Annotated in this window: 36 protein-coding genes and 1 riboswitch; of the genes, 21 read left to right on the top strand and 15 right to left on the bottom strand. The window is 70.2% G+C overall.

All coding sequences use genetic code 11. The features are described from left to right. Positions 1-15 precede the first annotated feature (15 nt). The 3 genes from ACFWXC_RS37125 to ACFWXC_RS37115 all read right to left on the bottom strand — a co-directional run bounded on the left by ACFWXC_RS37125 (position 16) and on the right by ACFWXC_RS37115 (position 1,989). A complete protein-coding gene (locus tag ACFWXC_RS37125) occupies positions 16-489 on the bottom strand; it encodes a C40 family peptidase (RefSeq protein WP_384485811.1) in 474 nt (157 codons plus the stop codon). Positions 490-492: 3 nt separating this feature from the next. After that, positions 493-706, bottom strand: a riboswitch (cyclic di-AMP (ydaO/yuaA leader). A 331-nt stretch (positions 707-1,037) separates the two neighbouring features. Beyond that, positions 1,038-1,346: a hypothetical protein gene (locus tag ACFWXC_RS37120; RefSeq protein ID WP_046730013.1), complete on the bottom strand. Its 309-nt coding sequence runs from the start codon at positions 1,344-1,346 to the stop codon at positions 1,038-1,040. 7 nt (positions 1,347-1,353) lie between these two features. Then, on the bottom strand, positions 1,354-1,989 hold the full coding sequence (locus ACFWXC_RS37115; protein WP_384485809.1) for an ATP-dependent Clp protease proteolytic subunit: 636 nt from the start codon (positions 1,987-1,989) through the stop codon (positions 1,354-1,356). A 151-nt stretch (positions 1,990-2,140) separates the two neighbouring features. Between ACFWXC_RS37115 and ACFWXC_RS37110 the strand changes: the two genes are divergently transcribed. From ACFWXC_RS37110 to ACFWXC_RS37075, 8 genes are all read left to right on the top strand, one after another. Continuing rightward, the gene (locus tag ACFWXC_RS37110; protein WP_362562004.1) at positions 2,141-2,419 is read left to right on the top strand and encodes a type II toxin-antitoxin system Phd/YefM family antitoxin; all 279 of its coding nucleotides are present in this window, start codon (positions 2,141-2,143) and stop codon (positions 2,417-2,419) included. A 550-nt stretch (positions 2,420-2,969) separates the two neighbouring features. Continuing rightward, positions 2,970-3,272, top strand: coding sequence for an urease subunit gamma (locus ACFWXC_RS37105; protein WP_010355509.1), 303 nt, complete (start codon positions 2,970-2,972; stop codon positions 3,270-3,272). Between the two features lie 11 nt (positions 3,273-3,283). After that, positions 3,284-3,595 carry an urease subunit beta gene (locus tag ACFWXC_RS37100; RefSeq protein WP_384485806.1) on the top strand — a complete coding sequence of 104 codons (312 nt, stop codon included), beginning with the start codon at positions 3,284-3,286 and terminating at the stop codon, positions 3,593-3,595. Continuing rightward, the gene (locus tag ACFWXC_RS37095; RefSeq protein ID WP_384485804.1) at positions 3,588-5,309 is read left to right on the top strand and encodes an urease subunit alpha; all 1,722 of its coding nucleotides are present in this window, start codon (positions 3,588-3,590) and stop codon (positions 5,307-5,309) included. The genes ACFWXC_RS37100 and ACFWXC_RS37095 overlap by 8 nt, the downstream gene beginning before the upstream one ends. Positions 5,310-5,326: 17 nt before the next feature. Then, entirely contained in the window at positions 5,327-6,004 is a 678-nt protein-coding gene (locus ACFWXC_RS37090) for an urease accessory protein UreF (RefSeq protein WP_384485802.1), read from the top strand. A 56-nt stretch (positions 6,005-6,060) separates the two neighbouring features. Next, the gene (gene ureG / locus ACFWXC_RS37085; protein ID WP_384485800.1) at positions 6,061-6,741 is read left to right on the top strand and encodes an urease accessory protein UreG; all 681 of its coding nucleotides are present in this window, start codon (positions 6,061-6,063) and stop codon (positions 6,739-6,741) included. Continuing rightward, positions 6,738-7,499: an urease accessory protein UreD gene (locus ACFWXC_RS37080; RefSeq protein WP_384485798.1), complete on the top strand. Its 762-nt coding sequence runs from the start codon at positions 6,738-6,740 to the stop codon at positions 7,497-7,499. Before ureG ends, ACFWXC_RS37080 begins: the two co-directional genes overlap by 4 nt. A 164-nt stretch (positions 7,500-7,663) precedes the next feature. Continuing rightward, positions 7,664-9,232 carry an alpha/beta hydrolase gene (locus ACFWXC_RS37075; RefSeq protein ID WP_384485962.1) on the top strand — a complete coding sequence of 523 codons (1,569 nt, stop codon included), beginning with the start codon at positions 7,664-7,666 and terminating at the stop codon, positions 9,230-9,232. Between the two features lie 62 nt (positions 9,233-9,294). Here the strand turns inward: ACFWXC_RS37075 and ACFWXC_RS37070 are convergent, their stop codons facing one another. Together ACFWXC_RS37070 and ACFWXC_RS37065 are read right to left on the bottom strand one after the other, a co-directional pair. Next, on the bottom strand, positions 9,295-10,020 hold the full coding sequence (locus tag ACFWXC_RS37070; protein ID WP_384485796.1) for a lysophospholipid acyltransferase family protein: 726 nt from the start codon (positions 10,018-10,020) through the stop codon (positions 9,295-9,297). A 1,059-nt stretch (positions 10,021-11,079) separates the two neighbouring features. After that, positions 11,080-11,253 (bottom strand): CsbD family protein, encoded by a 174-nt coding sequence (locus tag ACFWXC_RS37065; RefSeq protein ID WP_384485794.1) that lies wholly within the window; start codon positions 11,251-11,253, stop codon positions 11,080-11,082. Positions 11,254-11,636: 383 nt separating this feature from the next. Between ACFWXC_RS37065 and ACFWXC_RS37060 the strand changes: the two genes are divergently transcribed. Both ACFWXC_RS37060 and ACFWXC_RS37055 read left to right on the top strand, forming a co-directional pair. Continuing rightward, a complete protein-coding gene (locus ACFWXC_RS37060) occupies positions 11,637-12,122 on the top strand; it encodes an SRPBCC family protein (protein WP_384485792.1) in 486 nt (161 codons plus the stop codon). Further along, positions 12,115-13,719 (top strand): phytoene desaturase family protein, encoded by a 1,605-nt coding sequence (locus ACFWXC_RS37055; RefSeq protein WP_384485790.1) that lies wholly within the window; start codon positions 12,115-12,117, stop codon positions 13,717-13,719. The genes ACFWXC_RS37060 and ACFWXC_RS37055 overlap by 8 nt, the downstream gene beginning before the upstream one ends. Before the next feature lie 6 nt (positions 13,720-13,725). Here ACFWXC_RS37055 and ACFWXC_RS37050 read toward each other — a convergent pair whose 3' ends face one another. Both ACFWXC_RS37050 and ACFWXC_RS37045 read right to left on the bottom strand, forming a co-directional pair. Then, complete coding sequence (locus ACFWXC_RS37050) at positions 13,726-14,715, bottom strand: SRPBCC family protein (RefSeq protein WP_384485788.1); 990 nt, start codon at positions 14,713-14,715, stop codon at positions 13,726-13,728. A 3-nt stretch (positions 14,716-14,718) separates the two neighbouring features. Beyond that, positions 14,719-15,567, bottom strand: coding sequence for a histone protein (locus ACFWXC_RS37045; RefSeq protein WP_384485786.1), 849 nt, complete (start codon positions 15,565-15,567; stop codon positions 14,719-14,721). Between the two features lie 259 nt (positions 15,568-15,826). On the opposite strand from ACFWXC_RS37045, the gene ACFWXC_RS37040 reads away from it, so the two are divergent. The 8 genes from ACFWXC_RS37040 to ACFWXC_RS37005 are packed head-to-tail and all read left to right on the top strand — an operon-like array spanning position 15,827 to position 19,618. Then, the gene (locus tag ACFWXC_RS37040; protein ID WP_384485784.1) at positions 15,827-16,177 is read left to right on the top strand and encodes a gas vesicle protein; all 351 of its coding nucleotides are present in this window, start codon (positions 15,827-15,829) and stop codon (positions 16,175-16,177) included. Positions 16,178-16,205: 28 nt separating this feature from the next. Next, complete coding sequence (locus tag ACFWXC_RS37035; protein WP_384485782.1) at positions 16,206-16,688, top strand: gas vesicle structural protein GvpA; 483 nt, start codon at positions 16,206-16,208, stop codon at positions 16,686-16,688. A gap of 27 nt (positions 16,689-16,715) precedes the next feature. Then, positions 16,716-17,429 (top strand): GvpL/GvpF family gas vesicle protein, encoded by a 714-nt coding sequence (locus ACFWXC_RS37030; RefSeq protein ID WP_384485780.1) that lies wholly within the window; start codon positions 16,716-16,718, stop codon positions 17,427-17,429. A gap of 10 nt (positions 17,430-17,439) precedes the next feature. Then, on the top strand, positions 17,440-17,682 hold the full coding sequence (locus ACFWXC_RS37025; RefSeq protein WP_351698326.1) for a gas vesicle protein GvpG: 243 nt from the start codon (positions 17,440-17,442) through the stop codon (positions 17,680-17,682). Between the two features lie 39 nt (positions 17,683-17,721). Next, a complete protein-coding gene (locus tag ACFWXC_RS37020) occupies positions 17,722-18,129 on the top strand; it encodes a gas vesicle protein (RefSeq protein ID WP_384485778.1) in 408 nt (135 codons plus the stop codon). After that, positions 18,122-18,979, top strand: a complete 858-nt coding sequence (locus ACFWXC_RS37015; protein WP_384485776.1) for a GvpL/GvpF family gas vesicle protein — start codon at positions 18,122-18,124, stop codon at positions 18,977-18,979. The genes ACFWXC_RS37020 and ACFWXC_RS37015 overlap by 8 nt, the downstream gene beginning before the upstream one ends. Further along, on the top strand, positions 18,976-19,218 hold the full coding sequence (locus tag ACFWXC_RS37010; protein ID WP_384485774.1) for a gas vesicle protein: 243 nt from the start codon (positions 18,976-18,978) through the stop codon (positions 19,216-19,218). Before ACFWXC_RS37015 ends, ACFWXC_RS37010 begins: the two co-directional genes overlap by 4 nt. Next, positions 19,208-19,618, top strand: a complete 411-nt coding sequence (locus tag ACFWXC_RS37005; RefSeq protein WP_384485772.1) for a gas vesicle protein K — start codon at positions 19,208-19,210, stop codon at positions 19,616-19,618. Before ACFWXC_RS37010 ends, ACFWXC_RS37005 begins: the two co-directional genes overlap by 11 nt. Before the next feature lie 102 nt (positions 19,619-19,720). On the opposite strand, the gene ACFWXC_RS37000 is transcribed toward ACFWXC_RS37005, so the two are convergent. The 6 genes from ACFWXC_RS37000 to ACFWXC_RS36975 all read right to left on the bottom strand — a co-directional run bounded on the left by ACFWXC_RS37000 (position 19,721) and on the right by ACFWXC_RS36975 (position 22,512). Then, positions 19,721-19,876, bottom strand: a complete 156-nt coding sequence (locus tag ACFWXC_RS37000; protein WP_185149093.1) for a DUF6131 family protein — start codon at positions 19,874-19,876, stop codon at positions 19,721-19,723. Between the two features lie 88 nt (positions 19,877-19,964). After that, the gene (locus tag ACFWXC_RS36995) at positions 19,965-20,573 is read right to left on the bottom strand and encodes an alkaline shock response membrane anchor protein AmaP (RefSeq protein ID WP_384485770.1); all 609 of its coding nucleotides are present in this window, start codon (positions 20,571-20,573) and stop codon (positions 19,965-19,967) included. A gap of 31 nt (positions 20,574-20,604) precedes the next feature. After that, complete coding sequence (locus ACFWXC_RS36990) at positions 20,605-21,312, bottom strand: DUF6286 domain-containing protein (RefSeq protein WP_384485768.1); 708 nt, start codon at positions 21,310-21,312, stop codon at positions 20,605-20,607. Positions 21,313-21,364: 52 nt separating this feature from the next. Beyond that, positions 21,365-21,778, bottom strand: a complete 414-nt coding sequence (locus ACFWXC_RS36985; RefSeq protein WP_384485766.1) for an Asp23/Gls24 family envelope stress response protein — start codon at positions 21,776-21,778, stop codon at positions 21,365-21,367. After that, positions 21,775-21,945, bottom strand: a complete 171-nt coding sequence (locus ACFWXC_RS36980; RefSeq protein ID WP_384485764.1) for a hypothetical protein — start codon at positions 21,943-21,945, stop codon at positions 21,775-21,777. The genes ACFWXC_RS36985 and ACFWXC_RS36980 overlap by 4 nt, the downstream gene beginning before the upstream one ends. An 81-nt stretch (positions 21,946-22,026) precedes the next feature. Then, entirely contained in the window at positions 22,027-22,512 is a 486-nt protein-coding gene (locus ACFWXC_RS36975) for an Asp23/Gls24 family envelope stress response protein (protein ID WP_384485762.1), read from the bottom strand. A 157-nt stretch (positions 22,513-22,669) separates the two neighbouring features. Between ACFWXC_RS36975 and ACFWXC_RS36970 the strand changes: the two genes are divergently transcribed. Beyond that, a complete protein-coding gene (locus ACFWXC_RS36970) occupies positions 22,670-23,245 on the top strand; it encodes an RNA polymerase sigma factor (protein WP_384485760.1) in 576 nt (191 codons plus the stop codon). Here ACFWXC_RS36970 and ACFWXC_RS36965 read toward each other — a convergent pair. Together ACFWXC_RS36965 and ACFWXC_RS36960 are read right to left on the bottom strand one after the other, a co-directional pair. After that, positions 23,242-23,502 carry a hypothetical protein gene (locus tag ACFWXC_RS36965; protein ID WP_384485758.1) on the bottom strand — a complete coding sequence of 87 codons (261 nt, stop codon included), beginning with the start codon at positions 23,500-23,502 and terminating at the stop codon, positions 23,242-23,244. The genes ACFWXC_RS36970 and ACFWXC_RS36965 overlap by 4 nt on opposite strands. 32 nt (positions 23,503-23,534) lie before the next feature. Then, positions 23,535-23,705, bottom strand: coding sequence for a hypothetical protein (locus ACFWXC_RS36960; protein WP_384485756.1), 171 nt, complete (start codon positions 23,703-23,705; stop codon positions 23,535-23,537). Between the two features lie 284 nt (positions 23,706-23,989). On the opposite strand from ACFWXC_RS36960, the gene ACFWXC_RS36955 reads away from it, so the two are divergent. After that, entirely contained in the window at positions 23,990-24,400 is a 411-nt protein-coding gene (locus ACFWXC_RS36955; RefSeq protein ID WP_384485754.1) for a DUF6153 family protein, read from the top strand. A gap of 82 nt (positions 24,401-24,482) precedes the next feature. Further along, positions 24,483-25,097, top strand: a complete 615-nt coding sequence (locus ACFWXC_RS36950; RefSeq protein ID WP_384485752.1) for a DUF305 domain-containing protein — start codon at positions 24,483-24,485, stop codon at positions 25,095-25,097. Positions 25,098-25,217 lie beyond the last annotated feature (120 nt).

The following is a 25,217-nucleotide window of genomic DNA, read 5'->3' as shown; positions in this document are numbered from 1 at the left end:
CCGACTGCTGGTGGGTCAGCTGACCCGGCCGTACCAGACGCTCCGCGTCCAGATCTTCTGGAGCTTCACCACGTCCCCGGTCTTCGGGGCGTGCCAGATCTTTCCCTTCCCGGCGTAGATGCCGACGTGGTACACGCTGGAACCCGAGTGGAAGAAGACCAGGTCCCCGGCCTTGCGTTTGCCGGCCGAGATGTGACGGGTCTTGTTGTACTGCTGGGCCGCCGTACGCGGGAGCTTCTTGCCCGCCTTCTTGAACGAGTACAGCGTGAGCCCGGAGCAGTCGAACCGGTTCGGTCCGGTGGCGCCCCACCGGTAGGGCGAGCCCTTCTTCGAGGCCGCGACCTGGAGTGCTTTCGTCCCCATCGTGGCGGCCGAGGCGTCGGAGGCGACACCGGGGATCACGATGGAGCCGCCCACGGCGGCGATGGTGAGCGCCGAGGCCGTGCCGGCCCGCGCCATCAGCGACGGGACACGATTGAGCGCAGTCATGCGCAACCCTTCGTCAGCCGCCTGTGAAGGATGACCTGTCGGATTCGGGCTGGCGAAGTTGCCCGGCCGCGTTGTCACGGCTTCACCCCAAGGGCTGCGCGGTCCGGTCATGGTGCGACCGTTCCGGCGACCCGTCGTGCTCGGGTCCTCCACTCCTGCCGATCCACTTCCGTCGACCGGGCATCCGGGCGGCGGCAGGACTCGGCGTCCGCACGGATCGCCCCGCCGTTGTGGCGGGGGCTTGTCGTCAGACAGGGATCTTCACTCACCCCTGTCCGAAAATCCCAACGGAACCGAGGATTTGTGGGGTTACTCACCACCCACCCGTTCGGGTGGACAGCGCTCTGTTCGATTAACCGTCAACTGCCCGACGTAGCCCCGGACCTGCACCGAAGCCCTCCGCGGGCACCTTTGAGCCCGCACCTTGAGCGGCTCCGGCGGTCAGGTAAAACCACGCCATCCTCCGCCGAACGGCGGTAACCCCTTTGGGTCGTTTCAACTCCGGCCCGGTCAACCGGTGGACGCGTCGCTCCGGACTTCGCCGGGCGTCACCGTACGCAGTCGGGCGGGAGTGCGACGCGCGCGGTCCGGCGCTCACCGTCGAGCACCCGCAACGCCCGTGCCAGCGTGTCCCCGTGAAGCTCCGTCTCGCCCCGTCGATGCATCAGGGCGAGCGCGTCGCGCAGCTCGGACGCCGCGCGCACCAGCGCCTGCGCGGCGCGCAGCCCACGATAGGTGTCCTCGTTCTGCGCCGGGTTGATACGGCCCAGCAGGTCGACCACGTCCAGGTAACGGTCGATCAACTCGCCCTCGGCGCGGGTCAGTGCGGGCAGCGGCGGCAGCTCCGGTGGCAGCATCGGGCGCTCACCCCGCGTCCGGCAGGCCGAGCGAGGCCCTGCGGCTGGGCACGATCCGGTCCACCAGCCCGTACGCCAGCGCCGCCTGCGCGTCCAGCACCAGATCCCGCTCGAGGTCCTGGTGGACCTGGGCCGGTGCCCGCCCGGTGTGCCGGGCGAGCATCTCTTCGAGCAGCGCGCGGGTCCGGTCCAACTCCGCCGCCTGGATGACCAGATCACTCGGCTGGCCCTGCACCGGCTGCGGCAGCGACGGCTGCCGGAGCACGATGCGCGCACCCGGCAGCACGGACCGCTTGCCCGGTGTGCCCGCCGCGAGCAGCACCGCGGCCGACGCCCCGGCCTGCCCCAGGCAGATCGTCTCCACGTCGCAGGTGACGTACTGGAGGGTGTCGTAGATCGCGGCCATCGCGCTGAACGAGCCGCCCGGCGAGTTGATGTACAGCGAGATGTCCCGCTCCGGAGCCGCGTGCTCCAGGTACATGAACTGCGCCATCACGTCGTTGGCCGAGATCTCGTCGACGGGTGCGCCGAGGAAGACGATCCGCTCCTCCAGCAGCTTCGAGTACGGATCCAGGGTGCGTTGCCCGGTGCTGGTGCGTTCGGTGAACTCGGGCAGGACATAGCGGGCGGACGGTCGGGTCATGGCGTGCCCCTCCTCGCGGCTGAGCTGTCTCAGCGGCCGGACTCTCCGTAAGAAATGTACAGGACGTACAGAACCTTGGGTGGGTGTCGCGAGGGGATTCCGCTGAGGCCGAACAAGATGTGATGTCCGAGGTGCCCCGTAAGCTGGGGGCATGGCCTACGAGATTCCGGTGACGCAAGCCAGGGCTGAGCTCGCCGAACTGATCAACCGGGTGGTGTACGGCGGTGAGCGTGTCGTCGTGACGCGGCACGGCAAGCCTCTGGTCGCCCTCGTCTCCGCCGCCGACCTCGAACGCCTCGAAGAGCTCTCGGAAGCCGCCGAGGACCAGGTGGTCAGCGCGGTCTCCACGGTCCGTGAGAGCGCGGCCGTACGCCCGGAGCGCGGCCGCTTCGGCATCGCGGCCGAACACCGGGGCGCCGCGGGCTCCTAGCCCCGCCATGACATCGGCCCTTCTCCGGAAGCGTCCGGGGGAGGGCCGACGAGTGTGCCGACGGCGCCCGTCGGCAGGGTGTTCACCCGTACGGGCGTGGACGCGCCGGCGAGAGGCGACACGATCCGTTCGGCGGTGCCGGCGGCCGATGCGACGGTCACCGTCCCGGCCGGCGGCGACTGTGCCGTGGAGGCGGCGACCGTGTCGTGGAGGTGGCGACCGGCGTGATCGAGCCGGTCGGGCCGCGCGTGCCGGTCGGGTCGATGGGCGAGGCCTGCTCGATCACGCGCCCTTGAGCGAGACGGCGGGCGGCGGCGGGGCCGCAACCGCCGGTGCCGGCGGTGCGCGCCGTGCGCCGGGACACGCCCTCATGCACCGGTCATCAGATGATCAAGGTCCGGTTAACGTCGTCGAAACTCCGGCAAACTAGCCTGCCGATCCACGCCACCAGGGGTTTTCGTATCCGGATCGGGTTCCTGAGCCTGCTCTGTCGCGGTGGCTGCGGCAACCGGACCCCGCACGGTCCGGAGCGAGGACTGTGAGGTGGGACGTGCAACTGACCCCGCACGAGCAAGAGAGGCTGCTGATCCATGTGGCGGCCGACGTGGCCGAGAAGCGCCGGGCCCGCGGGCTGAAGCTGAACCACCCCGAAGCGGTCGCCCTCATCACGTCGCACATCCTCGAAGGCGCCCGTGACGGCCGTACCGTCGCCGAACTCATGGCCTCCGGACGCAAGCTCCTCACCAGGGACGACGTCATGGAGGGCATCCCCGAGATGATCCACGACGTCCAGGTCGAGGCGACCTTCCCGGACGGCACCAAGCTCGTCACCGTCCACGACCCGATCGTCTGAGGGGGCCGCCGATGATTCCCGGAGAGATCCTCTTCGCCGACGGGCCCATCGTGTACAACGAGGGCCGTGACATCACCCGGATGACCGTCCTCAACGCAGCCGACCGGCCCGTCCAGGTCGGCTCCCACTACCACTTCGCCGAGGCCAATCCCGGACTGGAGTTCGACCGGGGCGCCGCGCGCGGAAAGCGGCTGAACGTCGCCGCCGGCACCGCGGTCCGCTTCGAGCCCGGCATCCCCGTCGACGTCGAACTCGTCCCCCTCGCCGGGGCCCGTGTCGTACCCGGGCTGCGCGGGGAGACCGGAGGTGCCCTCGATGCCTGAGATCTCCCGTGCCGCCTACGCGGACCTGTTCGGACCAACGACCGGTGACCGGATCCGGCTCGCCGACACCGACCTGATCGTGGAGATCGAGGAGGACCGTTCCGGCGGGCCCGGGCTCGCCGGTGACGAGGCCGTCTTCGGCGGCGGCAAGGTCATCCGCGAGTCCATGGGCCAGTCGCGCGCTACGCGCGCAGACGGCACCCCCGACACGGTCGTCACCGGCGCGGTGATCATCGACCACTGGGGCATCGTCAAGGCCGACGTCGGCATCCGCGACGGCCGGATCACCGGCATCGGCAAGGCGGGCAACCCCGACACCATGGACGGAGTCCACCCGGACCTGGTGATCGGCCCCGAGACCGAGGTCATCGCGGGCAACGGGCGCATCCTGACCGCCGGCGGCGTCGACGCCCACGTGCACTTCATCTGCCCGCAGATCGCCGACGAGGCGCTGTCCGCGGGGGTCACCACCCTGGTGGGCGGCGGTACCGGCCCGGCCGAGGGCTCCAAGGCCACCACCGTGACACCGGGGCCGTGGCACCTCGCCCGGATGCTGGAGGCGATGGAGCAGTACCCGCTCAACATCGGCTTCCTCGGCAAGGGCAACACCGTCTCGCACGACGCGATGCTCTCGCAGATCCGGGGCGGGGCCCTGGGGCTGAAGCTGCACGAGGACTGGGGGTCCACCCCGGCGGTCATCGACGCGGCCCTCACCGTCGCCGACCGCACCGGTATCCAAGTGGCCATCCACACGGACACGTTGAACGAGGCCGGGTTCGTCGGTGACACCCTCGCGGCGATCGGCGGGCGCGGGATCCACGCGTACCACACCGAGGGCGCGGGCGGCGGGCACGCCCCGGACATCATGACCGTCGTCTCCGAGCCGCACGTCCTGCCGAGTTCGACGAATCCGACGCGGCCGTACACCGTGAACACCGCCGAGGAACACCTCGACATGCTCATGGTGTGCCACCACCTCAATCCGGCGGTGCCGGAGGATCTCGCCTTCGCCGAGTCACGGATCCGGCCGTCGACCATCGGCGCCGAGGACGTCCTTCACGATCTCGGTGCGATCTCCATCATCTCGTCCGACGCACAGGCCATGGGGCGGGTCGGCGAGGTGATACTGCGGACCTGGCAGACCGCGCACGTGATGAAGCGACGGCGCGGCGCGCTGCCGGGCGACGGGCGGGCCGACAACCACCGGGTACGGCGCTATGTCGCCAAGTACACGATCAACCCGGCGCTCGCCCAGGGGCTCGCCCGTGAGATCGGGTCCGTCGAGAGCGGCAAGCTCGCCGACCTCGTGCTGTGGGAGCCCGCGTTCTTCGGGGTCAAGCCGCACCTCGTCCTCAAGGGCGGCCAGATCGCCTATGCGCAGATGGGCGACGCCAACGCGTCGATCCCGACGCCCCAGCCGATTCTGCCGCGCCCCATGTACGGGGCGATCGGACGGGCGCCGGCCGCCAACTCCTTCAACTTTGTCGCCCCGCTCGCCGTCGAGGACGGGCTGCCGGAGCGGTTGCAGCTCGGGAAGCGGTTCGTCGCCATCGAGTCGACCCGTGGGGTGACCAAGGCGGACATGCGGGAGAACGACGCGCGTCCGAGGGTACGGGTCGACCCCGACAGCTTCGCCGTGTACATCGACGGAGAGCTGGTCGAGGCGACACCGGCCGCCGAACTGCCCATGGCCCAGCGCTACTTCCTGTTCTGAGAGCCGGAGTGGTCCTGATGTCTCGGGCAGCGTTGCTGGTACTGGCCGACGGCCGCTTTCCCGCCGGAGGGCATGCGCACTCCGGCGGGGCGGAGGCCGCCGTCAAGGCCGGGCGGATCACCGGAGCGGCGAGTCTGGAGGAGTTCTGCCGGGGGCGGTTGCACACGGCGGGGCTGGTGGCGGGTGCGCTCGCCGCGGCCGCGGTACTCGGTGTGGAGGTACGGGAGTTGGACGCGGCGGCCGACGCACGGACGCCGTCGCCCGCGCTCCGGGGGGTGGCGCGCAGACTCGGGCGGCAGCTGCTGCGGGCCGCGCGGGCGACCTGGCCCGGTGCCGAACTCGACGCCCTGGCAAGGGAGTTCCCCAAGGGGGCCCATCAGCCGGTGGTGTTGGGGGTGGTGGCCAGGGCCGCGGGGCTCTCGGCCGAGGACGCGGCCTACTGCGCGGCGTACGAGTGCGTGAGCGGGCCGGCCACGGCGGTGGTGCGGTTGCTGAGTCTGGACCCGTTCGAGGCGACGGGGGCGCTGGCCCGGCTGGCGCCCGAGGTGGACCGGGTGGTGGACCGGGCGGTGGAGGCGGCGCGGCGGGCGGCCGCGGGGGGCGGGGTGGACGAGCTGCCCGCCGGGTCGGCGCCGTTGCTGGAGATCGGGGCGGAGTGGCATGCGGGGTGGGCGGTGCGGTTGTTCGCCTCGTAGGGCTGAAGTTGCAGAACAGGCCGTTCAGAAGGCCACGTATTCACAGGGAGCCGCACATGCATCTCGACCACGACCACCACCACGGCCCGGCCGCCGTCAGCGCCGACGCCCGTCGTCCCGACGGATCCCGGCGTGCCCTGCGCGTCGGACTCGGTGGGCCCGTCGGGTCCGGCAAGACCGCTACGGTCGCCGCCCTCTGCCGGGCCCTGCGTGAGGAGCTGTCCCTCGCCGTCGTCACCAACGACATCTACACGCGTGAGGATGCCGAGTTCCTGTTGCGGGAGGCCGTGCTGCCGCCCGAGCGGATCACCGCCGTCGAGACGGGGGCCTGTCCGCACACCGCGATCCGGGACGACATCTCGGCCAACCTCGAAGCCGTGGAGGATCTGGAGGACGAGGTCGGGCCGCTGGATCTGATCCTCGTCGAGTCGGGCGGCGACAACCTCACGGCCACCTTCTCGAAGGGGCTCGTGGACGCCCAGATCTTCGTGATCGACGTGGCCGGAGGCGACGACATTCCGCGGAAGGGCGGTCCCGGTGTCACCACGGCCGACCTGCTCATCGTGAACAAGACCGACCTGGCACCCTACGTGGGGTCGGACCTCGCGCGGATGGCCGCCGACGCGAAGGCGCAGCGGGCCGAACTGCCCGTCGTCTTCCAGTCGTTGCGCAGCGAGCCCGGGGTCGGGGACGTCGCCCGGTGGGTCCGGGAGCGGCTCGTCGCGTGGACGGCATGACCGCCACCGGGGTGCGCGCGCACGCACGGATCGTCGCCCGGAGCGACGGGCGGGGCGGTACCTCGCTTCCCGTGCTGGAGGGGGAGGGGCCGCTCGCGCTGCGGCGTACCCGGGGGAGCGGGGCCGAGGCCCGGGTGATGATCGTCGGGGCGATGAGCGGGCCGCTCGGCGGGGACCGGTTCGGGATCGAGGCCCGGGCGGAGGGCGCGGCCCGGCTGTCCGTCGGATCGGCCGCGGCGACCATCGCACTGCCGGGGCAGCTGAAGGGCGAGGCCCGGTACGACGTGCGGCTCGATGTCGCCGACGGTGCTGAACTGCGCTGGCTGCCCGAGCAGTTGATCTCGGCCAAGGGGAGCGACCTGTACGTCTCCACCCGCGTCGACGTCGAGGCCGGCGGCCGGCTGGTGTTGCGGGAGGAGCAGGTGCTCGGACGGGTGGGGGAGGAGCCCGGGCGGCTCACCAGCCGGCTCACGGTGCGCGTGGCCGGAAAGGCGCTCCTCGACCAGGAGCTGGCCTGCGGACCCGGGGCGCCCGGTGGCTGGGACGGGCCCGCCGTGCTGGCGGGGCATCGCGCGGTGGGCCAACTCGTCGTCGTACGGCCGGAGTTCGCGGCGGAACCGGTGGCGGCGCGGATGCTGGGGGAGGGTGCGGCACTCACTCCGCTCGCCGGGCCCGCCGTGCTCGTGACCGCGGTGGCCGGTGATGCTCTGCGGCTTCGGCGGCTGCTGGACGAGGCGTTGGGCCACCTCGGCGGCTGATCCGCTCAGCGGGACGTGATCGTCCGGTTATCGGATTGGTAAAGACGGCTGCCACACCCTGTTCTCAGGAGCCTCACAGCCGGAAGGATCTCCCCTGACTATTTCGTAACCAAGTACGGGGAGGGGCCCACTTGAGGGACAACTTCAGATCGAGGAGCCGGGTACTGGCGTTCGGTACGGCCGGGGCGCTCGTCACCGCGAGCCTGATCACCGGTGCGCTCGCGGCGCCCGCGTCCGGCGCCGAGGCCCGGCACGGGCAGGACCGCGAGCAGCAGGGCGCGGCCGTCGCCGCCGCGCATGCCGCCAAGGCGGGGATCGACTGGGCGGACTGCCCCGCCGACTGGGCCCTGACGAAGCCCGTCCAGTGCGGCTGGGTCAGCGTGCCGCTCGACTACGCGAAGCCCTACGGCAAGCAGATCAAGCTCGCCGTCGACCGAATAGGCAGCACCGGGACGAAGGCGGAGCGCCAGGGCGCGCTCGTCTACAACCCCGGCGGCCCGGGCGGCTCGGGAATGCGCTTCCCGCTCCGGGTCACCACCAAGAACCCCCTGTGGGTCAACACCTCGAAGGCGTACGACTTCGTGGGCTTCGACCCGCGCGGTGTCGGCCACTCGGCGCCCATCTCCTGCCAGGACCCGCAGGAGTTCGTGAAGGCACCCAAGGCCGACCCGGTGCCGGACACCGAGGCGGACAAGACCGCGCAGCGCAAGCTCGCCAAGGAGTACGCGAAGGGCTGTGCCGAGCGCACCGGCCGGGCGATGCTCCAGCAGATGACCACCGCCAACACCGCTCGCGACCTGGACGTCATCCGGGCCGCGCTCGGCGAGAAGAAGCTCAACTACCTGGGCGTCTCCTACGGCACCTACCTCGGCGCCGTGTACGGGACGCTGTTCCCGGGCCACGTCCGCCGGATGCTCGTCGACAGTGTCGTCGACCCGTCGCGGGAGAAGATCTGGTACCAGGCCAACCTGGACCAGGACGTCGCCTTCGAGGGCCGCTGGAAGGACTGGGAGGACTGGGTCGCCGCACACGACTCCGCCTTCCACCTGGGGACCACGCGCGACGCCGTCCAGGCCAAGTGGCTCCAGCTGCGCGCCACCGCCAAGGCGAACCCGATCGGCGGGGTCGTCGGACCGGCCGAGCTGATCGGCTTCTTCCAGAGCGCGCCGTACTACGACTCCTCGTGGGTCCCGGTCGCCACGGTGTTCAGCAAGTACGTCGCCGGTGACACCCAGGCCCTGGTCGACGCGGCCGCCCCGGACCTGACCGACACCGCGGGCAACATCACGTCGGAGAACGGCACCGCCGTCTACACCGCCGTCGAGTGCACCGACGCCAAGTGGCCCACCAGCTGGAAGAAGTGGGACCGCGACAACACCGAGCTCAACAAGCAGTACCCCTTCATGACCTGGGCCAACGCATGGCTGAACCTGCCGTGCGCCACCTGGCCGGTCAAGCAGCAGACCCCGGTGGAGGTCACGACCCACAAGGGTCTGCCGCCGGTGCTGATCGTGCAGTCCACCCGTGACGCCGCCACCCCGTACCCGGGCGCCGTCGACCTGCACAAGCGCTTCAAGGGCTCGCGTCTCATCACCGAGCAGGGCGCCGGCTCGCACGGTGTGACCGGCCTGGTCAACCCGTGCATCAACAGCCGTGTCGACACCTACCTGCTCACCGGGAAGCTGGACGGCGCGGACGTCACCTGCACGCCGCACGCGACACCGCAGCCGTAATCCCTCCGGAACGGCGACGAGGGGCGGCGGGAACACTCCCGCCGCCCCTCAGCCGTACGACGTCAGCTCAACGGCGCCCGCGGGAACCTGCGCTCCTTCGCGCTCTTCACCGCCGCCTGCCCGGCCTTCACGACGGCCGCGTACTCGTCGACGTACTCCTGCTCGGAGAGGGTCAGGATGGCGTACATGATCTCGTCGGTGATCGCGCGCAGGACCGCCTTCTCGTTCTCCATGCCGGCGTAGCGGGAGAATTCGAGGGGCTTGCCGAAGCGGATCACGACGGGGTGGACGTTCGGGATGACCTTGCCGGGCGGCTGCGCCTCGAAGGTGCCGATCATCGCGCAGGGGATCACCGGGACACCGGCCCGCAGCGCCATCACGGCCACGCCGACCTTGCCCTTGTAGAGCCGGCCGTCGTGCGAGCGTGTGCCCTCCGGATAGATGCCGAGCAGTTCGCCCCTGTTCAGCACCCCGAGCCCCTCCCGGATCGCGGCCTGGCCGGCCTCCTTGCCGGAGCGGTCCACCGGGATCTGCCCGGCGCTGCGGAAGAAGAACGCGGTCAGCCGGCCCCGCACCCCCGGACCCGTGAAGTACTCGGCCTTGGCGAGGAAGGTGATCCGCCGCTTGAGGACGGCCGGCATCAGGAAGTGGTCGGCGAAGGAGAGATGGTTGCCGGCGACGATGGCCGGGCCCGACGCGGGCACATGTTCCAGACCGTCGATCCGGGGCCGGAACACCAGCCGTAGCAGCGGCCCCAGAAGTACGTACTTGAGCAGGTAGTAGAACACGGCTCGCCCCTCACTTTGCCAGCTCCCCTGCGAGCTGGTGTTGTCCCAGGTCGGTATTGCTTGCACGGCGGTTGGCCCAGGTGTGCCCGTGGTCATCTGTCGCCGTGTTCGGTCGGCCTCGTGCCGGCCCTTTGCCGACTTGTTTGACGGTTCGTCAGTTATATCCCGGTGTGGCGCTGGTCGACAGATTGCCGCTTCGCGGGCTTCGGTGCTCCTAGGAGTGAGGCATCAAGCGGGCCGGATCGCAATGGTCTTGCCGTATTCCCCGAGCATCTGTCCGCGCCCCTTGTCGGTGCATGTGAGCGCGGTGCCCGAGCGGCAGCGATTGCTTCCTGTGGTGCACGTGGCTCTCGCGTCCTCACGTCATTGGCCGGGTAATGGGCGGGACTCCGGCGGCGGCCGTCGTCGCGTGTGCCGGACCTGGGGTCCGGGCCTGGTCGGGGGGAGCCTCAATGTACCTGGGAGATGCGCAGCCGAGTATTTCTTGGCCCTTCGGCCCAGTGCCTCGTCGTCTGCCCGCAGTTGTTCTCCCTCCCGCAAGCCGGGTGCCGCAGGCGGATCCTTCACCATCACCTGGGTGCAAGCGGACTTTGAGGGCGCTTCGGGCATGTGCGGCCGCTCCGTCGAGCGTCAACGTCGGTGACGGGAACGGGACTTGAGGCGGCGGCCTGCGCGGCGCCGTCTCTTTGGCCTGTGCGTATGGCCTTTCGGCAGCTTTACGCTCGTGCTCGTTGGTGCGGCTGAATGTCCCAGGAATGTCCCAGGAATGTCCCGGGGATTTCCACCGCTGTGACGGCCACTGTTTCGGGTCTGTGCAGGGTGGGATGGTGCAATGTGGGCGTTGGGCCCGCCAGGTCCGGCAGATCGTGAGGACTCCGGGCAGGGTGCGGCTGCTCCGGAGCGGGAGGCGCGGCGCCGTGAGCGCAGGCGGTCGAAGACGGCGATCGCCCCGGGGCTGTAGTCGGCGACGGGTGCCCGGCGGTCGGCCGGTCGCAGGTGGACGTCACGGCACAGAGGAGCGGGATCCCCGATATGGGATCCCGCTCGGCATCCGTCTTGTCAGTGCTTGAAAACGTCCTTCGTCTTCTCCTTGGCCTGACGGGCCGCACCCTTCGATTTCTTGGCCTGTCCTTCGACCGCCATCTGCTCGTTGCCCACGGTACGGCCGACCGTCTCCTTGGCCTTTCCCGTGGTCTCTTCCATCTTGCCCTTCGCCTTCTGCCCTCCGGCCATTGCCGATCACTCTCCTAGGCCCGTGGGAAATCGTGCACCTCTCTCGAGTACCCCATATGGGGCGGTAAAACGGGGTGGCGTTGAATTTGTGTGACACTTCGGTGCTTCGCGGCTCGACATCGCCGCCTCTTCGCAGCCGGCACAGATGACCGGCTGTCCTGCCCGGCCCCCGGCGGGCACCGCGCCGCACTCTGGTCCGGCCCGGGTGAGATGCGAGGGCATTCGAGTACGCGCACCATGGCGGTGACACCGCATGGCGGATGTAGACGTCAGCCCTGCCCCGGGTGTTCCGGCCCTGTGGCTGCGAACGCAGGCAGGCGCTCCGGGTGCCGCGTGACGCGGCTGTGTGAGACATCGTCCGTACCCGCAGAAGGGGCTTCTCCGTGGCCGTCCTTCATCAGCTGATCCGGCGCCCCCCGCACGCGGTATGGGCGGTGCTGGCCGATCCGTCTTGTTACGGAGAGTGGGTGGTGGGTCCCACCAGGTCCGTGCCACTCGACCAGACCTGGCCCGCTGTCGGATCCAGGCTCCGCTACACCGTGCGGCTGGGTCCCTGGTCGGCCGACGGGGTGACGACGGTCCGCCACCAGGAATCCGGAAGGGAGCTGGAGCTGGAGGCTTCGTTCCATCCGCTGGGCACTGCCAGGATCTTCCTCCAGCTCAGGCCGTGGGGCGAGGAGGAAACCCTCGTCATCTGTGACGAGCACCCCCTGCGCGGCCTGGGAGGCACCCTGCACAACGCTGCGAGTGAAGCGCTGTTCCTGATGCGGCACCGGGGCATGCTGGCCCGCCTGGCCAGGTTCGTGGAACAGGGTTCCGTCGAGCAGGGTCACGCCGAGCAGGGTCACGCCGGGACCCGCCATGCCTGACGCGGTGGTGATCGGCGCCGGTCCCAACGGGCTGGTGGCGGCCAATCTGCTGGCCGATGCCGGGTGGAGCGTGGAAGTCCTGGAGGCGCAGCAGGAGCCTGGAGGCGCCGTGCGCAGCGATCGCGGTGTCCACCCCGACTACGTCTCCGATCTTTTCAGCGCCTTCTACCCGCTGGCCGCCGCGTCCCCGGTCCTCGCCCGCCTGGATCTCGCCGCGGAGGGACTGCGCTGGAGCTACGCCCCGCGCGTGCTGGCCCACCCGCTGAGGGACGGGAGGTGCGCCGTGCTGGAGCGCCGGGTGCAGGAGACCGCGGCGGGGCTGGACGGGTTCGCGTCGGGTGACGGCGATGCCTGGCGGGACATGTACGCGGCATGGAGGCGTGTCGGGCAGGACCTGGTGCAGGCCATGTTCACGCCTTTCCCGCCGGTCCGCTCCGGGCTCCGCCTGGCGGCGAGGTTCCGGGCCGCGGGCGGACTGCGGCTGGCCCGGAACCTGGCCCTGCCGGTGCGCCGCCTGGGCGAGGAGGAGTTCCGGGGCGAGGGGGCACGGCTTCTGCTGGCCGGGAACGCCCTGCACGCCGACCTGGCCCCCGAGGCGGTGGGCAGCGGCGGATTCGGCTGGCTGATGTCGATGCTCGGACAGAGTCACGGCTTCCCGGTACCCGTCGGCGGGGCGGGCGCCCTGACCGCGGCGCTCGTGAGCCGGCTGCGGCACCGCGACGGCGTCCTGCGGTGCGGGGAGCGCGCCGTGTCCGTCGTCGTACGGGGCGGCAGGGCGGTGGGCGTCAGGACGGCCGGCGGCGAGACCGTCGGCGCGCGCCGCGCAGTGCTCGCGGACACGTCGGCGCCGGCCCTGTACCGGGAGCTCGTGGGCGAGGAACACCTTCCCTCCCGTCTCCTGCGGGACCTGGAACGCTTCCAGTGGGATTTCGCGACCTTCAAGGTCGACTGGGCGCTGACCGGCCCGGTGCCGTGGACGGCCCCGCAGGCTTCCGGCGCCGGCACGGTCCACGTGGCCGACGGCATGGACAGCCTGACCCGGTTCGCTTCGCAGATCGCCATGGGACAGGTCCCCGACGAGCCGTTCGCCCTGTTCGGACAGATGACCACGGCCGATCCCAGCCGCTCGCCCGTCGGCACGGAGTCGGCGTGGGCCTACACCCATCTCCCACAGCACATCACCTCCGACGCCGGCCCCGACCGCATCACCGGCCGCTGGGACGCCCGCGAACAGGAAGCCATGGCGGACCGTGTCGAGGCCCAGGTGGAGCGGTTCGCGCCCGGCTTTCGCGCCCGGATCCTCGCCCGCCGGATCCTGGCCCCCACCACCCTCCAGGCCATGGACGAGAACCTCCACAACGGCGCCATCAACAACGGCACCACCGCCCTGCACCAACAGGCCGTCTTCCGTCCCGTCCCCGGCACGGGCCGACCCGAGACCCCCGTGAAGGGCCTCTACCTCGCCTCCGCGGCCGCCCACCCCGGCGGAGGAGTCCACGGAGCTCCCGGAGCGAACGCGGCCCGAGCCGCGCTACGGCCCTACGGGCTGCAGACCCTCCTCCACCGTGCCCAGCGGATCCGAACCGCCGAGATGTGAGCCGCGTCAGCGCTTGTTCTCGGCGGCCTCCTCGTCGTACTCGCCCTCCGGCTCCTCTTCGTCGTACTCCTCCTCCTCCTCTTCCTCTTCCTCTTCTTCCTCGTCTTCGTCGGGTGTCTCCCCGTCCTCGTCCTCTTCGGCGTACTCCTCCTGGTCCTCGGCCTCCCCTGCCGCTTCCTCCTCTTCCAGCGCCTCCTCGTGGCTGCGGACCACCTCGCCGTCTCGGATCTCCCCGCGCCAGCCCTCGACTTCCTCGTCGGCGAACGTGACATAGCGCTGGAAGTTCTTGAAGTCCAGCCGCAGGCGGCGGCCTTGGGCGCGCCACAGGTTGCCGGTCTTCTCGAAGAAGCCCGAGGGGTAGTACTCGACGACGAGCACGACGCGCGTCAGGTCAGGCGTGAGTTCGTGGAAGCTGACACAGCCGTGGGTGGTGCCTTTCGCGCCCTCGGAACTCCACACGATGCGCTCGTCCGGCACCTGCTCCTCAACTGATGCCTTCCAGCCGCGGGTCGACGGACCGACCTTCACCTTCCAGGTGCTGGCGACCTCGTCGTTCTTGGACACGCTCCGTACGCCTTTGGTGAAGCCGCTGAACTCCTCGTACTGGGTCCAGTAGTTGTACGCCGTGCGGATCGGGACTCCCACGTCGAGCACTTCGATGATGTTCATGACCTTGGTGCTGCCGGCCTTGCCACCGCCCCCTCCGCCGAAAAGGCCCTTGACCTTGCCCATCACGTTGTCTTTGAGCCCCTTGGCCTTCTGGCCCACGAATGCCTTCAGCGGGGAGTCGCCCTGGAGCATCCGACCGCCGACACCGGCGAGCGTTCCCCCGTTCTCGGCCGCGTCGAGAAGGTGGTCGGTGACATCCCCCAACTTGTCCCCTGCCTTGTCGGCGAGGTGTCCCACCTGAGCACCGAGGTAGTCGACGAGTTCTTCGCGCAGCAGGTCCAGCCCCGAGCTCTCTTCGCTTTTGGTGTCACGTACTTTGCCGGCCATGACCTACCTCCGCCGCGCGGTGGTCTTCTTGGCGGCGGCCTTCCTCGCCGGAGCCGACTTCCTTGCCGGGGCCTTCTTCGCGGCGGTCCTCTTCGCCGTCGTCTTCTTGGCAGTGGGCCTCTTCGCAGGGGCCTTCTTGGCGGGCGGCGGAGCCTTCTTCGCAGTCTTCTTCGCCGACGCCGCCTTCTTGGCGGGCGGCCTGTGCGCCGCGGTCTTCCTCGCCGGGGCCGCCTTCCTTGCAGAAGCAGCCCTCTTGGCGGACCTCTTGGCAGCCTTACGGGGAGCGGGTTCGTCCGGGCGCTTCCTCGCCGCGGTTCCCGCGCGCCGGCGGCGGCGCAGCGGCCGTTCCTCTTCGGCCTCTTCCTCGGCTTCCTCCTCCTCGGGTTCCTCCTCGGGCTCTTCCTCCAGTTCTTCCTCCGGTTCTTCGTCCTCGCCCTCTTCCGCTTCCTCTTCCTCCTCGTAACGCCCCTCGCCCTCCTCCGGCTCCTCCTCGTATTCGTCTTCGTCCTCTTCGTACTCGTCTTCGTCTTCGTCCTTCTCCTGGCCAATGCGCTGCGTCCGCTCGTGCAACGAGTCGGCGAGGTCGGTGAGGCGCCGATCGGCCGCGGCTGCCAGGGCTTTGCGGCCGGCATCCAGCAGTTCGCCGCGTACCTGCTCGTTCAACTCGGCGACCCCTGGTACATCACCGATCTTGCGGAGTCCGGTCGTCATCAGCTGCTGGGGGTCGAGCCCAAAGCGGCGGCCGGCGAGGTAAGTTGCCATGGCGAAGGCGAGGCGCGCTTTCTTCGTACGTCCGAGCACATAGCCCGCTGCGACGGCGGCGGCGAGGCCGACCTTGGTCGTGTCGTTCATAAGCCGGTTCCCTTCACACAAAGGGCAGGTGAAGACGCCCGCGTCGGGACCAACGTCCCGGTCCCGAAACCGCGATGGAGACAGAAAGCGGATCGCACGCGCACCGTGCCTCACTGCCCGCTGTGTCGCAGACACACCATGCGACCATCGGGAAGGTCCCCGCGAAGTCATCCACACCAGGACGATATGTGTCCCTATGTGATGAAATTATAGGGTTCGTGGATGGAATATGGCGCCCGCTCCGACCATCGGAGAGATCATGGCCGCACCAGAACCCCGGAGGCGATCCAGCGGTCGGAGCCGCGGCTCCGACGGGGACGGCGCGAGCGGTTCCCGTCGCCGCTCCGGCCAGGGCAACGCCGCTTGGGCCATACGCTCCGCCGTCGGACAGCTTCAGGAGTTGCTCGGCCGGGCTCCCGAGTCCGTCTCGGCACTGAAACCGACCGAAACCGGTTGGGAAGCCGATGTCGAGGTACTCGAATTGGAGCGCGTCCCCGAAACCACCAGCGTGATGGCCACCTATCGAGTGACGCTCGACGAGGAAGGCGATCTGGTGGGATACGAACGGAAGCGCCGCTATACGCGCGGCCAGATCGACCGGCGGGGCTGAGACAGCACAGCCGGTGAAGGGAGGCACCATGACGGTGGTGCCGCAAAGTGGAGGCGGTGTCGCTCGCGGTGGCGGGACCGGCAGTCTCTACGACGTCCTGGAACTCATTCTCGATCGCGGGCTTGTCATCGACGTGTTCGTCCGCGTTTCGCTGGTGGGGATCGAAATCCTCAAGATCGACGCTCGCATCGTCGTGGCCAGCGTCGACACCTATCTGCGTTTCGCCGAGGCGTGCAACCGTCTCGACCTCGAATCCGGGAGGAAGGCACCCGCCCAGTTGACCGACATCGTCGGAGACACGGTCGAGAGCGGAGCCAAAGGCAAATCCAAGGGAGCCCTCTCCGGCGCGGCGGAAGCGGTCACCGATTCCCTCAAGGGGATCACCGGCCGTGACGACGCAGAAGAAGCCGCAGAAGAAGAGCCCGAGGAAGAAGACGAGGGCAAGGAAAGGGAACCCGTGGAGAGGCGGCGGCGGCCGGTTCGGCGCACCTCCCGACGTGAGCGCGCATGAGGCTCGCCGCGCGAGAAGGAAAGAGCCATGGCCGTATACATCTACTCCATCACCGGCAAGCAGCATCCGCTCCGCCTCGACGGTCTCAACGGCGTCGGTGAACCCCCGGCGGGCTTGCGGACAGTGACGGCCGGACCGCTGTGTGCGGTCGTCAGCGACGCGCCGGAGGATCTGCGCCCCAAGCGCCGCGACATCATCGCGCACCAGGAAGTACAGGAGCGCCTCATGGCGGACGGCACGGTGCTCCCCATGCGGTTCGGCCTCATCGCCGAGAACGACGAGGCCGTGCTGGCGGCCCTGGAGCAGAATGCCGCGGACTACACGGACCGGCTTCAGGCTCTGGAGGGGTGCAGCGAGTACCACCTCAAGGCGTCGCAGGACGAGGACGCGCTGCTGCGGCAGATCCTGCAGGAGTCGGACGTGGCACGAGAGCTCAATGAGGAGATCCGCGGCGGCAAGGCCGCTCCCGACGCGCCGCTGCGACTGGGTGAGCTGGTCACCCAGGAGGTACAGGCACGGCAGGAGGCGCTGGCGGCGGGTGTGGTCGAAGCACTGCGCCCCTTCGCCAGGACGATCGAGTCGTCCCAGCCGACGGGTCCGGACTTTCTCAACGTGTCGTTCCTGGTGACCGAGGACCGGGAAGAGGGATTCCTCACCACGGAGTTGAGTGTCGCCCATCAGATGGGTGACGACTTCGACTTCCGTCTCAACGGCCCCCTGCCCCCTTACAGCTTCGTCTGAAGGAGTTCTCATGGGCCTGTTCACCCAGCTCGTCACCCTCCCCCTGGCCCCCGTGCGCGGTGTCGTATGGGTCGTCGAGCGGGTCCGGGAGGAAGCCGAGAACCAGTACTACGACCCCGCACCGGTGCACCGCGAACTCGCCGAGCTCGAACGTCTCCTCGTCGCGGGAGACATCGACGAGGAGACGTTCGACCGGCGCGAGGACGAACTGCTCGACCGGCTGGAGGAGATCCGTGCCTATCGGCAGGGCTGACACTCCTGATCCGGCACGACGGAATTCGAGGCCGCAACCGTGACTGAACCCCTGGCCAACAGGCTCGGTTCCTACCCGTCCCGAGCGGCGCCGCCCTATGGGCAGGGCTCCTCCGCCAATCTCGCCGACATCCTTGAACGGGTCCTCGACAAGGGCATCGTCATCGCGGGCGACATACAGATCAACCTTCTCGACATCGAGCTGTTGACCATAAAACTGCGCCTCCTGGTCGCCTCCGTCGACAAGGCGAAGGAGATGGGCATCGACTGGTGGGAGCACGACCCCGCGCTCTCCTCCCGGGCCAGGGGTGAACCGTCACTGGCCGAGGAGAACCGCCGGCTGCGGACCGAGATCGAGGCTCTCCGCCAGGGCGACGCCCTCCCCGCGGAGGAGGAGACGCCCCGGGTCACGGGCGGCCGTCGCCGGGGAAGTGCTCGCGATGAGTGACCTGCTGACGTACGCGTATGCGGTGGTACGGGACACCGAGGGACTGCAGGAGGCGGCCGCGCCGCTGCGGGGCGTCGCCGACGCTCCGGTCGGCCTCGTCGCCGGCACCGGCGACGATCAGCCGGCGCTGGTGGTGAGCCGCGTGCCCGCACAGGACTTCCAGGAACACGCACTGAAGCAGCATCTCGAGGACCTGGAATGGCTGGAGGCGGTGGCCCGCGCACACCACGGCGTCATCGAGGCCCTGGCCGAGCGCACCACCGTCCTCCCCTTCCGCCTGGCGACCGTCTACCTCGACGACCAGCGGGCCCGGCAGGTACTGGAAGCAGGGCGGACCGTGTTCGCCGAGCGCCTGGCCCGGCTCTCCGGACATGTCGAATGGGGGGTCAAGATCTATGCCGAACCGTCCGCGGTCCCCGCGGCCCCGGCCGTTCCCGCGGGGGACCTGACCCCCGGGCGCGCCTATCTGCGCAACCGCCGGCAGCAGCAGAATGTACGCGACACCGTGTACCAGGCGGCGCAGAAAGCCGCCGAGCGGGTGGAGACCGCGGGCCGCAGGCACGCCTCCGACCGGGTCCGGCACCGCGTACAACAGGGCCCTCTCGCCGAAGCGGCCGGAAGCGCCGGAAGCGCCGGAAGTGCAGGCGGCGCCGGCACCGCAGGCGAGAACGTCGTCAATGACGCCTACCTTGTGCACCTGAAGCGTTGCGACGCCTTCCTGGCCGACGTGACGCGCGCCGCCGACGGGCTGGACGGGGTACGGGTCGAGACCACCGGCCCCTGGGCTCCGTACTCCTTCGCCATGCCACCCGGTGAGTCCGAGCGTGCGGCGGAGGGAGCACCCCCGTGATCACACCCGGCCCGCCACCCGAGACGGAGCGTCTGCCCCAGCGGCAGGTCGCTCTCATCGACCTGCTGGACCGGCTGCTGACCGGCGGCGTCGTCCTCACCGGTGACGTTGTGCTGTCCATCGCCGACATCGATCTGGTCCGCATCTCACTGCGTGCCCTGATCGTTTCCATCAGCGAGCAGAACCCCTCGCCATGGGCGCACACCAGCCCGCCGCAGGGCGGCGACCATGACGGCTGAGGGTGAGAGGCGGCCGCCGTGCCGGGCCGACGAAGTCGCGGAGGCCGCAGCCCGCGCCTTCCGGCTGTTGCCCGCCGCCCCACGCGACCTGGACCTGCCGGCCGGAAAAGGCGCACGTTCCCCGGCCCGGCGGATCAGCTCCGACCGCGACACCGTCGAACGGGACCTGCTCAGGCTCGTCCTCACCCTCGTGGAACTGCTGCGACAGCTCATGGAACGACAGGCCCTGCACCGCGTCGACCAAGGAGACCTCACCGACGACCAGGAAGAACGCCTGGGCACGACCCTCCTGCTCCTCCACGACCGCATGAGCGACCTGTGCGCCCAGTACGGCCTGACCATGGAGGACCTCAACCTCGACCTCGGACCGCTCGGCACGCTGCTCCCGCCCTCCGACTGAACCCCCGGTGGCCGGCGGGGGCCGAAAACGAGACAGCGCCTGAGCCGGACGAAGCCGGGTCGGGCGCTGCACACCAGGTCGGAGGGGTACCCCGTGGGGCGATCACCAGTAGTGGCGTCGACCGGCGACGGCGTGTCCCATCCCGCCGACGATCCACAGGACGGCTCCGATGACCGCCAGGATGATCCCGATGGTCCACAGGATGGATATCCCGGTGACGAAGCCGACGACGAGCAGAATGATGCCGAGGATGATCATGATCTCTCCATGGGGGAGTGGTGCCAGCGCCTCAGCGAACGGCGAGAGACCGCAAGAAGGTGTGACACGGGGGTGGGTGGTCTTCTCCTTACTCCGCGCGGTGCGGTTTGTGGCCGGCGACCTGTAGGCGGACCTCGGTGGGCAGGTGCGAGGAGCCGGTGGACCGACGGGCGGTGCGGAGCGGGCCTTCGCACAGGGCACCGAGGACGGTGCCGGGTGCCGCCTGAGAGCTGAGAGTGAGTCCGACGCGGGTGCGGGGACGGGCAGGACGGCCGGTGATGCGTACGGCCGTGTGCTCAACGCCCGGCAGGGCACCGGCTTCGGCGGCGATGGCGTCGCTGAGCGCGCGATCTCGCAGTTCGATGCCTTCCTGCGGGGGTGTGCCGCCGACGTGCAGCATTCCGGGTTGGCGTCGGCGCAGTTGGGCGAGCAGCCACCACAGGGCGAGCAGGACGACGAGAGCGAGGGCGGCGATCACCGCGGGCCACCACCACCAGCCCTGGCTGCTCCAGCGGGCCCGGTCGGCGGAGCCGAGCAGGACGTCGTCCGGGGTGGTCAGGGGCCAGCCGGCGGGCGGTACCAGATGGTGCGGCCGGTAGATGTCGAGCCCGGCGAAGAGGATCAGCAGGCCGCCGCCGAGCAGTACCAGCCCGGCGAGGGCCAGCAGACTGCGGTTGACTACGGGTTGCGGCGTCATGGTGCGGACTCCGGTGCTGCTGGTTTTTCGGTCAGTCGGTGCGTCGCCGTACCCGTACGACGATGCGGGGAGGGCGGGCGAGGGCGAGTTGGTCGCACTCGTCGCCGAGGACGGCGGTGAGGTCGTCCTTCACTTGTCGGGGTTCGCGGAAACGGACGTCCGCGCGGGCTTTGACGCGGTGGCGGCGCACCCGGACGCGAGCCTTACGGACCCCGGGTACCCGCATGGCGGCGTCGCGTATCAGATCGGCGGCTCCGTCCCGGTCCAGGGCGGCCCGCAGCCCGGGTGCGGGGGAGCGCAGGGGCAGCCAGTGGCGTAGGCCGGGAGTGAGGGCCAGCACGATCAACCAGACGCCGACGGCGGCCGCCACAGCGGCGCCCGTGAGCATCCACACGTCGTCCACCGGGCGGGTGGCCAGTTCGGCCGCAAGGTGCCGACGCCAGGCTGCCGCAGGGCGTCCCGCCCGTACGGCGACGACGTCGACCAGTGCAGCGCCCGCCGCCACGAGAACCAGCGAGGCGACCAGCGCGGCCGGAAGACGGCGCGCGGACCACGGCCGGTGGGTTGGGTGCCCTCTGCCGGGCTCACCGGCCGTCAGGCTCGCTGGGGACGCGCCGTGTTCGGGCGCACCGGGCGGTGTCGGCTCCCTCGGCTTCTCCGGTTCCTTCGTCAGCGGCACCGTGGCGGGGTGCGCGGAGGGCGCGGAGTTGCTGGTGGGAGGGTCCGGTTCGGGTGTCATTCCGGTCCTCCTTCCTGCGTGGCGTGACCGGCGGCGCCGGTCACGGGGCGGCTCACCGGACCCGTCCCCGGTTCGCGCCGGCGGCGGTCACCAGCCGTTGGACGGTGAGCGTGACCTCTCCTACCTTCAGACCGGTCAGCTGAGCCACCCGTTCGGCGACGTCCTGCTGTATCCGCTCGCAGACCTGGGGGATGTCGGCGGGGTAGGGCAGGTCCATGGCCAGGTGCAGGCGCACCGATCCGGTACGGGTGACCGCGGAGGCGGTGGGCGCCGCCGGTCGGTCCCGGTCCGGCGGTACGGCGGCGCGCCGGGACTGGGCCGCACGGGCGGCTTGGACGGCGATACGGGCGACCACCCTGTCCGGTATGACGGTGGCGCCCCGCTCGGCCGGAGGCGGCAGGCCGACGGCCCGCGCCGGTGGGCCGGACCCTTCGCCGGGGGGCGGGGCACCGGGCCGGGTGTTCACCGCTGCCTCCGCGCATGGAGGTCGAGATCGCCCTGCACGGCGAGGCCGACGATCAGCCCCGCCGTCCCCAGGACGAGAATGAGCAGGAATGCCCAGAAGCCGCCGAAGTAACCGGCGAAGCCCAGGGCCATGCCGGCCGCGAGGCCCGTCGTCGCTGCGTTCATCATGCACTCACCCGTCTCGCGAGCGTCCCTGTCGCCGTGATCACCCGCTCATGCCCGAGGGCACGGCGGTGGTCACGGCAGCGGTCACCGCACCCGGCCCTCGTCCTGTTCGGTCTGCTCCTCCGCGTCGTCGGGGAGGTCGACATCGTCGACCACGACGTTCACCTCGACGACCTCAAGCCCCGTCATCCGTTCCACGGCGCTGATCACGTTGGTGCGTACGACGCCGGCGACGTCGACGATGGAGACGCCGTACTCGACGACGACATCCAGGTCCACCGCGGCCTGCCGCTCGCCGACCTCGACCTTCACTCCTCGCGTGACACCTCCGCCGCCGCCGGGGACGCGTTCCCGCATGGCGCCGAAGGCCCGGGCCATCCCCGCTCCCAGGCTGTGGATGCCCGGTACCTCGCGGGCGGCCATGCCCGCGATCTTGGCCACCACGCCGTCCGCGATGGTGGTCTTCCCCCGTGTCTCGGCCGGAGTCCCGGCCCCGGTACGGCCCTTCAGCGCGCTCACGCCCGCATCGGCCCGGCCGCCCCCGCTGACGCTGGTGATGTTGTCCGTCATGGCGGTCGCCTCGATCGGTCAGTGGGAGACACCTGCGTGGTGCCGTCGAAAGGTTGGACACACGCGGCGGCGTACTCCTCACACGCATCGCATGTGACGTGTATCACATTGCCGCGTGCGGGTACCTGCTCATTCCGAGCCCTGTGCGGGAGTTGTCATGATCGAACGCGTTGCTTCGTCACGGTTGGAATGCGACCTGCCGGACGGAGTGCTGGCCGTACGGGCGGCCGAGGGGGACGAGGACTCCTTCGCCGTTCTCGTCCGACGGCACAGCCGGTCCCTCCTGGCCCTGGCCCATTGCATGCTCGGCAACCCCCAGGACGCCGAGGACGCTGTGCAGGACGCCTTCGTCAGCGCCTGGCGGCGACTGCCGGAATACCGCCACAGCGCGGATTTCCATACCTGGATGTACCGGATCACCGTCAACCGTTGCCTGACCATGCGCCGGCGCCGGCTGTCGCCCCTCTCCCTGAACGCCGTTGTCGAGCCCGTGGCAGGCGACGCGTGGAGCCAGCCCGACCGGTACGCCGAGCGGGACGCGGCCACCGCCGCCCTGACCCGCGCACTAGCCGAGCTGGACGCCGGGCAGCGGATCTGCTGGATCCTGAAGGAGGTGCAGGGCCTGCCCTACAAGGAGATAGCCCACGTGACGCGGACCAGCGAGCCGACGGTGCGCGGCAGACTGTTCCGGGCACGCCGATCCCTGCAGGAGGCGATGGGTCCATGGCGCTAGACGACCCGCACAGGCAGCTCCCCGGACATCGACCTGCGGTACGAGGGTGTGACCGTACGGCTGATCACGATCACGGACGACTGCTGGGGGCGACCGAGCGGCACATCGAGTTGGTCCGGCAAGTCCAGGTGGAGGCGAGGCGGGGCGCTGCCGCCTGTGGTGAAGTACTGGTAGCCGACCGCCCAAGTGCCGTCCAGGGAAAGCCTGTTGACCGGAACGCCGTTCGGGAAGCGGTAGGTGTCGGTCTTGTCGTCCAAGTCGACCGCAAGTCGTCTCGCGGACGCCGACCTCACGGGGGCACATCAAGGACACCTCGGAGTTCGACCGCGAGCAGCATCTCGGCGACCTGGGGTACCGCGACGAGCAGGGCGCCCACTACGGCACGGGCGGCGCCCCGTTCGGCGGTCCGCACGCCTGCCGCAGGGCCCGCTCTGAGCATCGCGGCCCCGGGACTCGTCAAAGAGTCACATCGCCTATGGCCGAATCCGGTGTGAGGCTCCGGCGCCTGGATGATCGTAGAAGTGTCCGTTGTGCCGAGTGAGGTCCGTTGCGCCGGGCACTCGGAGCAGCGACGTCTCGGGCAGGTATGCCCTACGAGGCTCGTCCGTGAAAGTCGGCCCGTCTTCGCTGAGAAGGAACGGCAGTGACACCGCGTCGGCGGAGGGCGTTCCTGGAGGGGGCATGAGCAGGGTCGGGGGCGTGCCCGTGCCGGTTCGTTCTCAGGCCGTGCATAGGATGACCCCGATGCGCCCCGCCGAGCAGCCCACCCCGCCCCCGCCGCACCGGCGGTGGCGAGCCCTGCTCGTGCTGGGGCTGCTGGCCGGACTGCTCGGCATGCACGCGCTGGCACCCGGCGGTGCCATGGGGCCCGGCGGGCAGAGCGGTCATGAGCGGGTCTCGCACATGACGGTGATGGTCACCGCGTACGACGGCTGCTCCGGCGACGACGGCCACTGCGGCGGCGACCACGCGCACCACGCCGACGCGACCTGCGCCTCGGGCGCGGTGAGCGGCGGACCGGCGCTGCCCGCGCTCGTTCCGGACCCGGTACCGGTCCCCGCGGCCGCCCACCCGGCCGGCTCCCGCCCGGCCACGGCACCGGACGGCGCCCGCGCGCCCCCCGATCTGGCCGAACTCCAACTCCTGCGGATCTAGCGGCACCAGAGCCGGCCGTGCGCGCACCGCGCCCCGGTCGTGCTCCCGTGTGCCCCCTCCCACCCACCGCAGGAGATCCAGCATGACCACCACACGTACCCGTGCCGCCCGTGCCGTCCTCGTCGCGCTGACCGCGACCGCCGCCCTCGCCCTCACCGCGTGCGGCAGCGGCGACGACACCGCCCACGGCGGCACACCGGCCGGCGCGTCCGCGTCGGCCACCACCGCCGGCGCGCACAACGCGCAGGACGTGGCCTTCGCGCAGCGCATGATCCCCCACCACCGGCAGGCCCTCCAGATGGCGGCCCTCGCCGCCGGCCGGGCCTCCTCGGCCCGGGTCGAGGATCTCGCCGCCCGGATCGAGAAGGCCCAGGACCCGGAGATCACGACCATGACCGGCTGGCTGAAGTCCTGGGGCGAGGACGTGCCCATGGCGGGCATGGACCACGGCGGCCACGCCGGCATGGCCGGGATGATGGACGACACGGACATGGCCGCCCTGAAGAAGGCCACGGGGACGGACTTCGACAGGATGTTCCTGACCATGATGGTCGAACACCACCAGGGCGCCGTCGAGATGGCCACCACCGAGCGGTCCAAGGGCGCCTACGCTCCGGCCACCCGCCTGGCCGGCGACATCGTCACCGCCCAGAACGCCGAGATCAAGGAGATGAACCAGCTCCTCGGCAAGGGCTGACCAGGGACGGGTCGGCCGCGCCCGGCGGGTGCGGCCGACCCCACGCACAGACCGCCAGCAACTTCTCCAGCAACCCGAGCGCCCAGCGCAGTTGCACCGCCGTGAAGGTCAGCGGCGGGG

This window comes from Streptomyces sp. NPDC058683 (assembly GCF_042716195.1).
Classification (GTDB): Bacteria; Actinomycetota; Actinomycetes; order Streptomycetales; family Streptomycetaceae; genus Streptomyces.
The sequence above is the reverse complement of the archived record's forward strand: the minus strand, read 5'-3'. Positions and strand labels throughout refer to the sequence as shown.